This window comes from Pseudomonas sp. BTN1 (assembly GCF_001907715.1).
Classification (GTDB): domain Bacteria; phylum Pseudomonadota; class Gammaproteobacteria; order Pseudomonadales; family Pseudomonadaceae; genus Aquipseudomonas; species Aquipseudomonas paracarnis.
In genome coordinates, this window is record NZ_MPBM01000004.1 from 1 (window position 1) to 16834 (window position 16834).

Below are 16834 nucleotides of genomic sequence, written 5' to 3' on the forward strand. Positions count from 1 at the left end.
GGCTAAACCGGCATCCCTGCCGGTTTACCCCCCAAATCCCTGTCGAATTCCGGCCAGCGTGGTTTGACGGGGCGCTTCAGATCAAGAGCAAGATCAAGAGTGGCTCGCTTCGCATCGTGGTTACCGTTGAGCTTACAGAGTTATGTAGATGCCTATGCTGCGATAGCGGTGGCTCAGTAAAAGATTCAGTGACTGACACACCGCCATCGTAGGCAAGCCCGCTCCCACATGGGTTTTGTGTTGGCTGGAAGAGGGGGGTTACTTGCCGCCCGTAATCTGCTTCACCAGCTGCGCATGCCCCTTCACATCATCCGCCCGGGAAATGGCCTGAATCACCAGCAAATGGTTGCCCGAACCACCCAGGAATGTGGAGTTCAAGGTCTTGCCACCACCTTGGGTGGCGCTGCTGTCCACTTGGCGCAGGCCCAGGCCCTTGTAGGTGAGTTTCTTCTCGCCCAGTTTCTTGAAGTCAGGCAGGGCAGCGCTCTGGTCCTTGACGAAATCGGCCACGGCGCCGTCTAGGAACTGCGGGTCGTTATCCTGGATAGTTGCCCCATCGTTGCGCACGGTTTCGGCGACGATCACCACACTTTTCGTCGTTGAGTTAGCGTACAGGGTGCCTTGGGTGTCAGCGGTGCCGTCTTGCGCTGTGCCGGAGGGCAGGGTGTCGGCGCTGTAGGCCTTGGGCAGTTTGAAGGTGAACTTGCCACCCAAGGTGGAGATGGTCTGGGTGGTGGGCTTTGCAGCAGCGAATACGCTGCCGGCGGTGAGCGCGAGGGCCAGCAGCATTGCGGTCTTGGTGAACGTGGCCATGAAGCACTCCGGGGATGAACGAAATTGCGGCGTATTCTGTCAGAAAATTCGCAATCTCGTTCATCGGCCCCGTCACACTTTGTCGGAAGACTCTTCCTCAAGCCTGTCCATTTCAAACAGGCGCGCCAGTTCCGCACGGGCTTCCTGGGCGGTTTGCATGACCTTGGCCGCGTCGTCGTACACCGCGTGTTGGGCGGCGAGTACCTGCTGGTCGTGGGTCTTGAAGCGGTTGATGCGCGCATCGGCCTGGGCCTGGCTCAAACCGAGGCCGACCAGGGTGCGGCGGCTCATTTCCAGGCTGGAGTAGAAGGTTTCGCGCACCGGTGAAGCGTCCAGGTCCACCAGGCGGTGTACGTGCTGGCGGTTACGCGCACGGGCGATGATCTTCATGTGCGGGTAGAGGTTGCGCACCAGCTCGGCGGTCTTGATGTTGATCTCTGGGTCGTCCATGGCGATCACGAAGAATTCCGCCTGATCGACTTTGGCCGCGTGGAGGATTTCCGGGCGTTGGGGGTCGCCGTAGAACACCGGCATACCGCCGAAACTGCGGGTCAGCTCGATGGTTTCCACCGAGGTGTCGAGGGCGATGAACGAGATGTTCTGCGCGCGCAGGATGCGCGCCACGATCTGGCCCATGCGGCCCATGCCGGCGATGACCACGCGGGGCGCATCGCTTTCGATGGCGCGGTATTCCTCGGGTACTTCCACCGGCTTGACCTTGGGCTTGAACAGCTTCGGGCACACCAGCAACAGCAGCGGGGTCACGGCCATGGACAGCGTGATGGTGAGTACCAGCACGTCGTACAGCTGCGGTTCGAACAGGCCCTGGTCGCGGCCGATCTTGAACACCACAAAGGCGAACTCACCCCCCGCCGCCAGCACCACGCCCAGGCGTAAAGCGCTCTCGCGGTTGAGGTCGCCCACCATTCGCCCGACGGCGTACAGCAGCGGCAGCTTCAAGCCGATCAGCAGCAGGGTCAGGCCGATCACCACCAGCGGTGTGCTGAGCAGCAGACTGAGGTTGGCGCCCATGCCCACGCTGATAAAAAACAGCCCCAGCAGCAGGCCCTTGAACGGCTCGATCTGGGATTCCAGTTCGTGGCGGTATTCCGAATCCGCCAGCAGCAGGCCGGCGAGGAAGGCCCCCAAGGCCATGGACACGCCCACCAACTCCATCAGCCAGGCGGTGCCGATCACCACCAGCAACGCGGTGGCGGTGGACACTTCGCGCAGGCCGGTCTTGGCCACGATGCGAAACACCGGGCGCAACAGGTAGCGCCCGCCGATGATCACCACGGCGATGCTGCCCAGGATCTGCAGCACATGTTGCAGGCCTTGGGCCTCGGTGGTCGGATGATCGCTGCCGGCCAGCAACGGCACCATGGCGATCAGCGGGATGGCGGCGATGTCCTGGAACAACAGGATGGCAAAGGCCAGGCGCCCGTGGGGTTGGTTGAGTTCCTTGCGTTCGGCCAGGCTTTGCAGGCCAAACGCCGTGGAGGATAGTGCCAGGCCAAGGCCCAGCACGATGGCGCTGTTCCACGACTGGCCAAACAGCCACAGCGCGACCGCGCCCATCACCACACCGGTGAGCAGGACCTGGGCCAGACCGACGCCGAACACCGCCTTGCGCATCACCCATAAACGTTTGGGTGACAATTCCAGGCCGATGATGAACAGCAACAGCACCACGCCCAGTTCAGAAAACTGCGCCACGCTTTGCGGGTTGCCGATCAGGCCGAGTACTGACGGGCCGATGATCACACCGGCGAACAGATAGCCCAGCACCGCGCCCAATTGCAGGCGCTTGGCCAGGGGCACGGTCAGCACGGCGGCGAACAAGAACACCACGGCTGCTTGTAACAGGTTGCCTTCATGGGGCATTACGAACTCCAGCATTTGCATCGATCAACGGTAGGAGCGAGCTTGCTTGCGAAGAACGCAAGGGCACCGCGTTGTGTCTGGTTTGTCGCGTCATCGTTGAGGATTTTCGCGAGCAGGCTCGCTCCTACGGTGGGGAGGATAGGGCGCTATTAGAGCGCTTTTTCACATTTTGAAACTTGTATTTTTGTCGCGACAGTCAATGGATGTTGGCGCTCATCCCATTTTTACGCCGGTTTTACGAAAGTATTAATACCATTTAATTCAATGGCTTTCGCGCAGGTCTACTAACGTTTCGAAAAACTGAACCAGTAGTCACCACGGTCAGGTGTTTCGAATTCGATGCGTGTGGATCGTTGAAACAAGGCGTGCACGCAGTCACGGATGAAAGGCTTGGACCACAAGGAGTAGAACGTGGATAGAAGACTTGCGACTGCCGCTTTACCTCGTATTTCTGCGCTTTCTCTTGCGATCCGCCTGGGCGTAGCCGGGCTGGTGATGGGGCTGGCGAGCCCGGATGTGTTCGCCGCCTGTAGCCCGGCGAGTCCCACCGCTGGAGCGACGGTGACCTGTACGGGTGTGCCGACATTGCCGCTGTTTCTCAATACCTTCAGCAGTGCAGTCAACAGCCTGACGGTCAACGTCAACGCGGGGGCGCAGCTCAATGCGACGTTGGGCGGTAAAGCACTGACCCTGACCGGCAACAATACGACGTTGAACAACTCAGGCACCATTGACCCGGCACTTCTCGGATTGGTTTCGGTGCTGAGCGGTGGCGTAGTGATCGGCAACACGGCAGCCAGCGCATTGAACATCACCAACAGCGCCTCCGGCATCATGCGCGGTACTGGCGCATTGCTGGGGCTGAACCTGGCCTCGCTGGACGGCATGGCCCTGAACGCCACCAACGGCGCAGGCGGCACCACCACGATCGTCAACAACGGGGTCATTGGTTCTTCTTCTTTGCTCGGCCTGTCGCTGCTCACTTCCGATACCCCGGTGGTGGCCGTGCAGGGTGGCGGGCAGGTCAATATGACGAATAACGGCACCCTGACCGGGCGCGTGGCGTTCGAGAGCTCCACTACAGGGAACACGTTCCGCAACACCGGCACTATCTCTGGCGGTGTGTCGATGGGGGCCGCCAGTACCAACACCTTTACGGCAGTCACGGGCTCGCAAGTGACCAACGGCGGCGGCCTCGGCTTAAGCCTTGGCGGACTGATCGGCGTGAACCTGACGTTCGCCCCCACCGGCCAGGTGGACGGCGGCGCAGGCGGCAGCAACTCGCTTATCCTTGAAAACACGACGGGCGTGGGTGGTGGCAGTACAGGCACCGGCACGGCTTCAAGCGCCAACTATGTCAACTTCAACAACCTGGCCATCAATAGTGGCACCTGGACGTTGCAGGGGCCGTTGGTCAGCGGCAGCACTACGCTCAATGGCGGTGTGGCGCAATTCAATAACAACGCGACATTTGGCAGCGGTGTGCTCACGTCTAACGGCGGCGCTATCGAGGCCACCGGCAACGGCTTGACACTGGCCAACCTGATGACCCTGGGTACCGGTGGTTTAACGGTACAGGGCGCCTCGACCGGGTTGACCCTGAGTGGTGTGATCTCGGGCGCCGCGGGTGTGAGCAAAGCGGGTACCGGCGAATTGATCCTCAGTGGCACCAACACCTTCCAGGGTGGTACCACCTTGAACGCCGGCACGCTTACATTGGGCAATGCCGCAGCGCTAGGTACCGGTGCCTTGACCGTGGCGGGTGCAGGTACTTTGCAGAGCAATGCTGCGCTGACAACCAGCAATGCGATTACCTTGAACGCCAATCTGACCGTAGACGGCGTGAACCCGCTGACCCTTGGCGGGGTTGTCAGCGGTGGTTCCGGGTTGATCAAGGAGGGCGTATCGAGCCTGGCGCTTACGGGCAACAATACTTACACCGGCGCCACGGCCCTCAACGCCGGTTCGCTGGTGGTTGGCTCCAATACTGCACTCGGCGCCAGTGCGTTGAACGCCTCGGCGGGTACCACGTTGGATGCCAGTGCAGCAGTGAGCCTGGGCAATAACCTCAACCTGGGCGGTAACCTGACCCTTGGCGGCAGCAACGCGCTGACCCTTGGCGGTGTGGTGGCGGGCCTTGGTGGGTTGATCAAGAACGGCCCGGCGGATCTGATCCTCAATCAAGCGAACACTTATCTGGGCAACACGGCACTCAACAGCGGCAAGCTGGTGATTGGCGCTACCGGTGCCTTGGGTGCGGGTACGTTGAATGCAGCCACAGGCACGACCCTGGACGCCAGCACCAATGCCACGCTGACTAACGCGATCAACCTGGCCGGTAACCTTGGAATCGGTGGCAGCGCCAACCTGACCCTGGGCGGCACAGTCAACGGTGCAGGCAGCCTGACCAAGAACGGCACAGCCGGCCTGACACTGAGCGGCAGCAATAACTTCCTGGGTGGCACCACGCTGAATGCCGGCACGCTGACCGTCGGCAGCAACACGGCGCTTGGCCTGGGCAACTTGACCGTCGGCGGCGCCGCAACCCTGGACAGCACCTCGGCGGTGGCGTTGGGCAATGGTATTGCCCTCAACGCCGGGCTGACCGTCGGCGGCACCAATGGGCTGACCCTGGGCGGTGTGGTCAGCGGCGCGGGTGCGCTGATCAAGGATGGCCTGGCCAACCTGACCCTTAACGGCACCAACACGTTCACCGGTGGCACCAGCCTCAACGCCGGTACGTTGACCTTGGGCACGGCAGGCGCATTGGGCGCAGGCCCCTTGACGGTCGGTGGTGCGGCAACTCTGGATACCAGCGCGACCTTCACCCTGAGCAACGGGATTGCCTTGAATGGCGACCTGACGCTCGCGGGCAGCAATGACCTGAACCTCAGCGGCGTGCTCAGCGGCGCCAGTGCGCTGATCAAAAATGGCTTGGCTGACCTGACCTTGAGCGGCAACAACACTTTCACCGGGCCATTGAATATTGTCTCCGGCAGCGTCACCACCGGCAGCACCGGTGCATTGGGCAACACCTCTGGCGTCAATGTCAGCACCGGCGCCGCACTGAACCTGGGCGTCGATTCCAGCCTGGCCGGCCTCAGCGGTGCGGGTGGCGTGGCAGTCGGCGGCGGTTTGAATCTCACCGTGGGAGGGGTGAACACCAGCAGTACTTTTGACGGTGACCTCAGCGGCGCGGGCAGCTTGATTAAAGTGGGTACCGGCACGCTCACGCTCAACGGAATCAATGGCATCACCGGTAACACGGCGATCAACGCGGGCACTCTGGATGTCGATGGTTCTCTGGGCAGCGCGTTGGTCAACGTGAACAGCGGCGGCACCCTCACCGGCAGTGGCTCGCTCTTGGGTACGGCGAATATCAATAGCGGCGGGCACCTGGCGCTGGGCAGTGGCACGACCTTGTCGGCCGCTGGCCTGAACATGAGTGCCGGGGCCAGTCTGGATGTGGCGCTTGGCGCACCGTCGCTGACCTCGCTGATGAATGTCGGCGGCAACGTGAATCTGGCCGGCGACCTTAATGTGAGCGATGCCGGTGGCTTTGGCGCTGGTGTGTATCGCTTGATCAACTACACCGGCGGCTTGACCGGCGCATTGAACGTCAACACGGTGCCGCTGGGTTATGGGCTGGGTGATCTGCTGGTACAGACCTCAGTGGGCAGCCAGGTCAACCTGGTGGTAGCGGCGCCGAATATTCGTTTCTGGGACGGCAGCAACACCCTTGCCAACGGCACTGTTGACGGTGGCAACGGCACCTGGACAGCGGGGGGCACCAACTGGACCTCGGCCGACGGCCTTTCCAACCAGACCTGGGGCGGTGGCTTTGCGGTGTTCCAAGGTGCTGCGGGCACTGTCAGCGTGGATGGCGTACAAACCATCACCGGTCTGCAATTCGTCACCGATGGCTACAGCCTGGTCAATGGCACCGGTGGGCAGTTGAGCACCGGCAGCGGCAACTTCGCCGTGCGCGTCGACCCACTGGCGACTGCCACCCTCGGCGTCGATATCACCGGCGCGGGCGTGCTGAACAAACTCGATACCGGCACGCTGGTGCTCAATGGCGCCAACAGCTACACCGGCGGCACCTTGCTCAATGGCGGTACGGTGGTGGTCGGCAGCAACACCGCGCTGGGCACTGGCACGCTGACCGCTGCGGCGGGCACCACCCTGGACGGCAACGCCTCTGTAACCCTGGGCAATGATGCGGTACTCAACGGCAGCCTGACGGTCGGCGGCAGCAACGCATTGGCGCTCAATGGCGCCATCAGCGGCACCGGTGGCCTGGTCAAGAATGGCACGGCAGGCCTGACACTCGGCGGCACCAATACCTTCCTGGGCCCTGTGGCCTTGAACGCAGGCGGGCTGATCCTGGCCAGCAATACGGCGCTGGGCGCGGGCGTGTTGAACGCCGCAGGCGGTACCACCTTGGACGCCAGCACGGCGGTCGCCACCACCAACGCGATCAATCTGGCGGGCAACCTGGGCATCGGCGGCACCGCTGACCTGACCCTCGGCGGCGCAATCAACGGTGCAGGCAGCCTGACCAAGGAGGGCACGGCCAATCTGATCCTCAGCGGCGCCAACGCCTACCTGGGTGGCACCACCCTGAACGCCGGTACGCTGACCTTGGGCAGCGCCACCGCCCTTGGCCTGGGCAACCTCACCGTTGGCGGCGCGGCGACCCTGGATAACACGGCAGCGCTGAGTGTGGGCAATGGCGTCGTGCTTGACGCCAACCTCGCCGTCACCGGCAGCAACGACCTGACCCTGGGTGGCCTGGTCACCGGCACGGCTGGCCTGAGCAAAGACGGCGCGGCCAACCTGACCCTCAATGGCGTCAACACCTTCCAAGGCGGCACCAGCCTCAACGCCGGCACGCTGACCCTGGGCACGGCAGCAGCCCTGGGTACCGGCGCCTTGAACGTAAACGGTGCAGCTACTCTGGCCAACAGCACACCGCTGGTATTGGCCAATGCGGTCAACCTCAACGCTGGGCTGACCGTGGGCGGTCTCAACAACAACCTGACCCTGGCCGGCGTGCTGGCCGGCAGCGGCAGCCTGGTCAAAACCGGCACGGCGGATGTGAGCCTGACCGGTACTAACACCTTCAACGGCCTGTTCGATGTGCAATCAGGCAGCCTCACCACGCTGGGCAACGGAGCACTGGGTGTCGGCGCCGGGGTCAACCTGGCGAGCGGTACTTCCCTCAACCTGGGCGGTAGCGCCAGCCTGGGCGCACTCACGGGTACCGGGCTTGCAACCGTAGGCGCCGGCAGCACCTTAAGCGTCGGCAACAATAATCTGGACAGCACCTTCAACGGCGTCGTGGCAGGCCTCGGCAACCTGGCCAAAGACGGCACAGGCGCCTTGACCCTCGGTGGCCTCAGCGTGGTGACCGGGGACGCCCAGGTCAACGCCGGCAGCTTGCTCGTCAATGGTTCCCTGGCCAGCGCCAACGTGGCGGTGGGCAGTGGTGCCACCCTCGGTGGTACCGGTACTTTGTTGGGCAACGTGAGCATCGCCGATGGCGGCCACCTGGCCGTCAACTCCGGCGCGACCCTGACCACCGGTTCGCTGCTGCTCAATGCCAACGCCAACCTGGATGCGGGCCTCGGCGCGCCCGCGACGGGCGGTACGGCGCTGGTGCAGGTCAACGGCAACCTGACCCTGGACGGCACCCTCAACGTCACCGATATCGGCGGCTTCGGTGCGGGTATCTACCGCCTGATCGATTACACCGGTGGCCTGACCAACAACGGCCTGCTATTGGGCAGCCTGCCGGTGAACATCCCGGCCAGCGACCTGGACCTGCAAACCGCGATCGGCAACCAGATCAACCTGCTGGTCAACGGCAGCACCAACGTGCAGTTCTGGGACGGCAGCCAAACCACGGGCAATGGCACCATCGAAGGCGGCAGCGGCACCTGGAGTGCAGGCGGCAGCCAATGGACCGGCGTCAATGGTGCATTCAATACAGCCTGGACGCCCAACAGCTTTGCCGTGTTCCAAGGCACGGCGGGCACCGTCACGGTTGACGGCGCGCAAGCCATCACTGGTTTGCAGTTCGTCACCGATGGCTACAACCTGGCCGGCGGGGCAGCGGGCGCCCTGACCCTGTTCAATGGCGTGGGCGGCAACACCGCCGTACGTGTCGATCCAGGCGTCACTGCCACCTTGGGCGTGGCGCTTAACGGCGGCGGCACCCTGGCCAAGCTCGACACCGGCACCCTGGTGCTCAACGGCGCCAACAGCTACACCGGCGGCACTGCCCTGGATGGCGGCACCCTGGTGGTCGGCAATAACAGTGCCCTGGGCAGCGGCCTCTTGACCACCGCCAACGGCACTACCCTGGACAGCAACACCGCGGTCAGCCTGGCCAATGCACTCAACGTCAACGGCAGCCTCACCCTCGGCGGCAGCAATGCCCTGACCCTGGCCGGCACGGTGGCGGGCACGGGCAGCCTGATCAAGAATGGCATCGCCAACCTGACCCTCAGTGGCAACAACACCTATGCTGGCCCAACCGCACTCAACGCAGGCGGCCTGATCCTGGCCTCCAATTCGGCCCTGGGCAGTGGTGCCCTGAACGCGGCCGCCGGCACCACCCTCGACAGCAGCACGGCGGTCGCCCTGGCCAACACGGTGAATCTGGCCGGCAACCTGGGCATTCTGGGCACCGCCGACCTGAGCCTGAACGGCTTGGTCAGCGGTAGCGGTGGGCTGACCAAAACCGGTGCGGGCAACCTGACGCTCAACGGTGTCAATGCCTACCTGGGTGGCACGCAATTGAATGCCGGTTCCTTGACCCTAGGCAATGCGTCAGCCCTGGGCAGCGGTGCCTTGGCGGTCAATGGGGCAACCACCCTGGACACCAACACGGGGTTGGCCCTGGCCAATAACACCAGCCTGAACGCCGCGCTCACCGTCGGCGGCAGCAACGATCTGAGCCTCAACGGTGTAGTGGACGGCAGTGGTTCGTTGACCAAGGCCGGTGGCGCCAACCTGACCCTCAACGGCACCAATACCTACAGCGGCGGCACGGCCCTCAATGCCGGCACGCTGACCGTCGGCAGCACCACGGCCCTGGGCTCGGGCGCATTGACCGTCGGCGGTACGGCGACCCTGGCCAACAGCACGCCGTTGGTGTTGGCCAATGCGGTCAACCTCAATGGCGACCTCACTGTCGCAGGCAGCAACAACCTGACCCTGGCCGGTGTACTCGCTGGCAATGCAGCGCTGATCAAGAATGGCGCGGCGGACCTGCTGCTGACCGGCAACAACAGCTTCAGCGGCCCACTGACCGTGGCGGCGGGCAGCGTGACCACGACGGGTAATGGTGCGCTGGGCACCACCTCCGGCGTCACTGTCGGCAGCGGCGCCAACCTCAACCTGGGTGGCAACGCCAACCTCAACAGCCTGGCCGGCAACGGCGTGGTACAGGTGGCTGGCGGCAACACGCTGGCGGTGGGTGGCAGCAACCTGGATAACAGCTTTGGCGGTGCGCTCAACGGTGCCGGCAACCTGGATAAAAACGGCAGCGGGGTGCTCAACCTGAGCGGCACCAATGCCATCAGCGGCGCGGCCAACGTCAACGGCGGCACCTTGAATGTCACCGGTTCACTGGCCAGCGGCACAGTGGCGGTGAACAGCGGCGCAACCCTGGCCGGCAGCGGCTCATTGGCCGGCGCGGTGACCGTGGCCGACGGTGGGCACATCGGCTTGGCCACCGGCAGCACGCTGTCGGTGGGCTCGTTGGTGCTGGGTGGCAACTCGAACCTGGATGTCGGTCTCGGCACTCCGGTGCTGGGTGGCGGCACAGGCCTGCTGAATGTCGGCGGCAATCTGACCCTGGACGGCAACCTCAATGTCACTGATATCGGCGGCTTTGGCAGCGGCGTCTACAACCTTATCAACTACACCGGGGCCTTGACCGATAACGGCCTGGCTCTTGGCACACTGCCAGGCAGCGTGGTGCCGGGCGACCTGCAAGTGCAGACCGCGATCACCAACAAGGTCAACCTGCTGGTGACTGCGCCCAACACCACCGTGCAGTTCTGGGATGGCAACAGCCTGATCGGCAACGGTGCGATTGACGGCGGCAACGGCACCTGGAACGCCGGCAATACCAACTGGACCAATGTCGACGGCACCCTCAACCAAGGCTGGGCCAACAGCTTCGCGGTGTTCCAAGGCGCGGCGGGCAACGTGACGGTGGACGGTACGCAAAACATCACCGGCATGCAGTTCGTCACTGATGGCTACACCCTGGGCTCCGGCACGGCGGGCGTGCTCAACCTGGTCAATGGCGGCACCGGCAACACCGCGGTACGCGTCGACCCCAACGCCACCGCGACCCTGGGCGTGACCCTCAACGGCGCTGGCACCCTGGCCAAGCTCGACAGCGGCACCCTGGTACTCAACGGCAATAATGGCTACACCGGCGGTACCGCGCTCAATGGCGGCACCCTGGTGGTGGGTAATAACAATGCCCTGGGCACAGGCGCTCTGACGGCGGCCGGTGGTACTACCCTAGACAGCAACGCGGCGGTCAGCCTGGCCAATGCGGCCGTGCTCAACGGTGCCTTGGCGGTGGCAGGCAGCAACGCGCTGACCCTTGATGGGGTTGTCAGCGGCAGCGGCAGCCTGGTGAAAAACGGTGCGGCAGCGCTGACGCTCAATGGCGTCAACAGCTACAGCGGCGGCACTGGCCTGAACGCCGGTCAATTGATCCTTGGCAATAATGCTGCCCTGGGCAGTGGTGCCTTGACGGTCGGCGGCGCGGCGCAACTGGATGGCAGCACCGATCTGCAACTGGCCAATACCCTCAACCTGGGTGGCGCGCTGACCCTGGCCGGCAGCCACGACCTAGCCCTCAACGGCGTGGTCAGCGGCAGCGGCGGCCTGGTGAAAAATGGCAACGGCGACTTGTTGCTGACCGCGGCCAACACCTACAGCGGCGGTACCACGCTCAACGGCGGCAGCACCACGGGCAACACCACCAGCCTGCAAGGCGCTATCGCCAACAACGCGGCGTTGACCTTTGAGCAAGCCAGCGACGGCACCTACACCGGCAACCTCACCGGTACCGGTGTGTTGAACAAAACCGGCACCGGCGCGTTGTTGCTCAGCGGCAACAACACCTTTACCGGCAACACCAACGTCAACACCGGCAGCCTGCTGGTCAACGGCACCTTGAACAGCGCCGCAGTGCAAGTCGCCAGCGGCGCGACCCTCGGCGGCAGCGGTACCCTGGGCGGTGCGGTGAACATGGCTGACGGCTCGGTGCTCCAGGCCGGTGCCGCGACGCCGCTGTCGGTGGGTTCGCTGGCCTTGTCATCGGGCACCACCCTGGACTTCGCCCTCGGTGCGCCGGGTGCCTCCAGTACAGCGGTGAACGTGGCGGGCAACCTGACCCTGGACGGCACCCTCAACGTCAGCGATACCGGCGGCTTCGGTGTCGGCGTGTACCAGCTGTTCCGCTACGGCGGCAGCTTGACCGATAACGGCCTCACCTTTGGCACCTTGCCGGTGGCACTGGGCAACCTGAGCCTGCAAACGGCGCTGGCCAACCAGCTCAACCTGGTGGTGCAAACCACCCCAGGGCAGATCCAGTTCTGGAACGGCGGCACCACCAACCCCGATGGCAGCATCACCGGCGGCAGTGGTACCTGGGGCCCAGGCACCAACTGGACCGACCCCACCGGCACTCAAGGGCAGGCGTCCACCAATCAGTTCGCGGTATTTGGCGGGCAGGGCGGCACCGTGACCGTAGTTGGCAACCAAGGCTTCACTGGACTGCAAGTGCTGGACGCCGGCTACACGCTGGTCGCCGGCGCAGGCGGTAGCTTGAGCCCGACCAATGCGGCCGATGGCAGCCTGGCGCCAGTGCGCGTCAATTCCGGCGTGACCGCTCAGATTGATGCACCGCTGGTGGGAACCGGCGGCATCAACAAGCTGGATGCGGGCACCTTGCTGCTGACTGGCGCCAATACCTACACCGGCGGCACCACCGTCAGTGGCGGTACGCTGGCGGGCACCACCACCAGCCTGCGTGGCAGGATCCTCAACAACGCGCGGTTGTTGTTTACCCAGCGCACCAATGGCCAGTTCAGCGGCACCTTGAGCGGCACCGGTGCGCTGATCAAGCAAGGCGCAGGCGCGCTGTTGCTGACCGGCAACCAGCCGTTCAGTGGCACCGTGGCGGTGGAAGAGGGCGTGTTGCAAGTGGGTAACGCGGCCAACCCAGGCGCGGTGCTTGGCGGCCAAGTCACTGTGGCCAACGGTGCGGGGCTGACCGGTAACGGCAGTGTCGGTTCGCTGGTCAACAACGGCTCGGTGACGCCCGACGGTGGCAAGCTGACCGTGGCCGGCAACTTCACCAACGCCAGCACCGGTGCGCTGAACCTGGTGATCACCCCATCCACCACCGGCTCCCTGGCCGTGGGCGGCACCGCCAACCTGGGCGGCACCTTGAATGTGGTCAACCTGGCACCCTATGCCGGCGCCACCACCTACACCCTGCTGACGGCGGGCGCGGTCAACGGCACCTTTGCCACCACCAACCTGGAGAACCTGGCATTCCTCACTACCGCGTTGAACTACAGCCCAACCCAAGTGGCCCTGGCGGTCAGCCGCAACGACGTCAGCTACGCCAGCGTGGCGGCCACCGGTAACCAGCGCGGCGTAGCGGCGGCGTTGGGCACAGGCACCGCAGTCGGTGGCGCAGCGGTGCAAAATGCACTGCTTAACGGTGATGCAGCGGCGGCACGTGCGGCCTTCGACAGCTTGTCCGGCGAAATCCACGCCAGCACCGCCAGCGCCATGCTTGAAGACTCGCGTTACGTGCGTGATGCGGTCAACGAGCGCCTGCGCCAACCCGGTTGCTACCGCGAGGACGACCCGCGCAATGCCCTGGCACCCAGCGAAAACCACCTGAGCAGCGCCGGTTGCCACGGCGAGATGGTCGGTTGGATGCGCGTGCTCGGCACCTGGGGCCACATGGGCGGTGACAGCAACAGCGCCAAGCTGGACCGCAACCTCAGCGGCTTCCTGCTCGGTACCGACAAGCAAGTGGACGACGCCTGGCGCGTGGGCGTGGCCGCCGGCTATACCCGCAGCGACCTGGACGCCAAGCGCCGCAACTCCAGCGCCGATGTGGACAGCTACCACCTGATGGCCTACACCGCCTACCAGCAAGAAGCCTTCGCCGCACGCATGGGCGTGGCGTACAGCTGGCATGACGTTGAAAGCAAACGCAACGTGGCCGTCGGTGGCGAAGGCCAACGCCTCAAAGCCGATTACAAGGCACGCAGTGCGCAGGTGTTCGGTGAAGTCGGCTACACGATTCAAACCCCTACCGTGGCCCTGGAACCGTTCGCCGGCCTGGCCTACGTCAACTATGACAGCGACACCATCAAGGAAAAAGGCGGCTCGGCAGCCCTGCGTGGCGATGCCGACCAGGACATCACCTACTCGACCTTGGGCGTGCGCATTGGCCAGACCATCACCCTGGGCAACGGCTCGAAAATCACCCCACGGGGCAGCATCGGCTGGCGCCATGCCTTCGGTGACACCAAGCCCGACGCCGACCTGAGCTTTATCAATGGCGGTGGCTCGTTCAGCACCCAGGGCGTGCCGATTGCCAAGGACAGCGCGGTGGTGGAAGCGGGCCTGGATTACCAGATCAGCCAGAACGGCAGACTGGGCCTGGGCTATTCCGGCCAACTCTCGCGCAACGACAAAGACCACGCCGTGACGGTGAGTTTCTCCCTCGGTTTCTGATCAAGGCCGAGTTTTCTTGAACCGCCCGCAAGGGCGGTTTTTTTTGCTGAAAGCTGGGCTTGCCCGAATACCCCGTGTAGAAGCGAGCGTGCTCCCACAGTTTGATTGGCGTCAGCTCAGAAACGGGTGCCGTCTTCGGTCGAGTACATCCACCGCAACAACGAATGCCGCCCGCTGATCCCCAACTTGATCGCCGCACGCTTGAGGTAGCTCTCGATGGTGTTGACCTTCAACGCCAGTTGTTCGGCCAACTCCGGCGCGGTGCGCCCGGCCAGCAGGCCTACGCACACTTGCAGTTCACGGTTGGACAGGGTCAGCCCCGATTGCACCAGGCGCTCCTGAATGCGTCGGTGCAAGGTGTCGATGCCCTGATGTTGGGGCACTGCGCACGGGCTGTCTGGGAGCGATGGCTGCAGCGCGGTGATGTGTTTTTCCACCATGGGCAGCAACAGCGCGGAGAAGTCTTGGAGCATGCTGCGTTCTTGCGCGGAAAAGCTGTCGGACGGGTGCGAGCGATACACCGACAGTACATAGCGCACATCGTCCTTGCGGCCCGTGAGGTGCAGTTGTGCGGCGAGTTGCTCGCTGCCCAAGGCCGCCACCGAATCGGTGTACACCGGGCTGATCTTGCGGCGGCCAAGGCCTTCGCGGCTGACGTGCAATTGGGTGATATGGGTGGCGTCCACTGCCAGTTGGGTGAGGATCAGGTCATGCAGCATGCGTGGAAAATGGCGGCTGCCGGTGCTGGCGATGACCTTGCCTATCTGTGGGAACAGGTGTGAGTTCATCAATTCGTCCATGAGTTTCGTGCAGGTGTTCGGTTTTATAGCGACGGGGGTTAAGAAGGTAACGAATGTGAATAACCTGCAGTGATAGTGCGTCCCGCTGCGGACATGCTAGTACAGGCTGGCTAAAGGAGGGGGATCCAATCTGCGAAAAAAAGCATTAAACATGTAGAACGGCAGTCGGATCCTTCCGACCGCCGCCCAGGCACCGCAAAACGCACGGCTTGAGGCGCTATTTCATGGCATAAACCGCTGTGGGGGCTGGCCGCAGGTTGGCACCGCTGCACTTGGCCAGGGCCTGTTGGATATCCGTCAGCAGGTCGGCAACGTCTTCAAGCCCCACCGACAAACGCACCAGGCCCTCGCTGATACCGTGCTGCGCAAGTTGCTCGGGGGTGTAGGTGGAGTGGGTCATGCTCGCCGGGTGTTGGGCCAGTGATTCGGCATCTCCCAGGCTGACCGCACGGGTGAACAGTTGCAGTGCGTTCATAAAGCGCCGGCCCGTCTCGATCCCACCCTTGAGTTCAAAGGCAATCATGCCGCCGGGCAGTTTCATTTGCCGGGTCGCCAGTTCGTACTGGGGGAAGGAACGCAGCCCGGGGTAGATCACACTCTCCACGGCCGGGTGCGCCTGCAAGGCTTCGGCCAGCGCCTGGGCATTGCTGCAATGACGGTCCATGCGCAGGGCCAGGGTCTTGAGGCCGCGCATCAGCAACGACGCGTCCTGGGGTGACATCACTGCGCCGGTCAGGTCCTTGAGCCCTTGCAGGCGGATGCGCTGTGCCAGCGCCTGGTTGCTCACCGCAACACCTGCGGTGATGTCGCCGTGGCCGCTGAGGTATTTGGTGGCCGAGTGCACCACCACATCGGCACCCAGGTCCAGGGGGCGTTGCAGATAGGGCGTGCAATAAGTGTTATCGACCACCACGGTGACATTCGGCTGTTGATGGGCCAACTCGGCCACGGCGGCGATGTCGATCAGGCGCAGGTTGGGGTTGGCCGGCGTCTCGCAGTAGAGCATGCGCGTGGCCGGGGAGAATGCTGCTTGCAGGGCGGCCAGGTCGGTCAGGTCGACATGCCGCACCTTGATACCGAATTCGCCCAGGCCATGGTGCAACAGGGCGAAGGTACAGCCATAGAGGGTCTGGCTGACGATGATCTCGTCGCCCGGGCGCAACAGGGTCCAGAACGTTGCGGCAATCGCGCCCATGCCGGAGCTGAATGCTACGGCGGCCTCGCCGTTTTCCAGGCTGGCCATGCGTGACTCCAGCAGGGCCAGGGTGGGGTTGGAAATGCGCGTATAGAAGTGGCCGCTGGCTTCGCCGGCAAAGCAGGCGGCGCCGTATTCGACGGTGGGGAAGGCGAAGGTGGCAGACAAGTAGATGGGCGGAACGAGGGCGCCGTGATGGTCAACAGGGTCATAGCCATGGTGAATGGCACGGGTGCAAAAGCCGAAGCTGGTGTGTTGAGTGTGCATGTCGGGCGCTCCTTATTTCCTACAATGCTATGCTCATAACCACAGATGAACTTTGCGAAAAAGCCTGCAAAAACCC

The 16834-nt window shown here is 63.7% G+C and carries 5 protein-coding genes; 1 reads left to right on the forward strand and 4 read right to left on the reverse strand.

Translation table 11 applies throughout. The annotated features are described in order from the left end of the window. Positions 1 to 258: 258 nt before the first annotated feature. On the reverse strand, positions 259 to 813 hold the full coding sequence (locus BMH52_RS01560) for a hypothetical protein (RefSeq protein WP_014718107.1): 555 nt from the start codon (positions 811 to 813) through the stop codon (positions 259 to 261). Between the two features lie 72 nt (positions 814 to 885). Beyond that, positions 886 to 2697 carry a monovalent cation:proton antiporter-2 (CPA2) family protein gene (locus BMH52_RS01565; protein ID WP_019817299.1) on the reverse strand — a complete coding sequence of 604 codons (1812 nt, stop codon included), beginning with the start codon at positions 2695 to 2697 and terminating at the stop codon, positions 886 to 888. 411 nt (positions 2698 to 3108) lie between these two features. On the opposite strand from BMH52_RS01565, the gene BMH52_RS01570 reads away from it, so the two are divergent. Then, positions 3109 to 14496, forward strand: coding sequence for an autotransporter-associated beta strand repeat-containing protein (locus BMH52_RS01570; RefSeq protein WP_073842742.1), 11388 nt, complete (start codon positions 3109 to 3111; stop codon positions 14494 to 14496). A 116-nt stretch (positions 14497 to 14612) separates the two neighbouring features. On the opposite strand, the gene BMH52_RS01575 is transcribed toward BMH52_RS01570, so the two are convergent. Together BMH52_RS01575 and BMH52_RS01580 are read right to left on the reverse strand one after the other, a co-directional pair. Then, positions 14613 to 15284, reverse strand: a complete 672-nt coding sequence (locus BMH52_RS01575) for a helix-turn-helix transcriptional regulator (protein ID WP_072435738.1) — start codon at positions 15282 to 15284, stop codon at positions 14613 to 14615. A gap of 229 nt (positions 15285 to 15513) precedes the next feature. Continuing rightward, entirely contained in the window at positions 15514 to 16758 is a 1245-nt protein-coding gene (locus BMH52_RS01580; protein WP_073842744.1) for a methionine gamma-lyase, read from the reverse strand. Positions 16759 to 16834: the final 76 nt, after the last annotated feature.

Bases quoted from the DNA above. Each gene is read 5' to 3' on its own strand.
- BMH52_RS01560 (WP_014718107.1), bottom strand. From the start codon at position 813: ATGGCCACGTTCACCAAGACCGCAATGCTGCTGGCCCTCGCGCTCACC.
- BMH52_RS01565 (WP_019817299.1), bottom strand. From the start codon at position 2,697: ATGCCCCATGAAGGCAACCTGTTACAAGCAGCCGTGGTGTTCTTGTTC.
- BMH52_RS01575 (WP_072435738.1), bottom strand. From the start codon at position 15,284: ATGAACTCACACCTGTTCCCACAGATAGGCAAGGTCATCGCCAGCACC.
- BMH52_RS01580 (WP_073842744.1), bottom strand. From the start codon at position 16,758: ATGCACACTCAACACACCAGCTTCGGCTTTTGCACCCGTGCCATTCAC.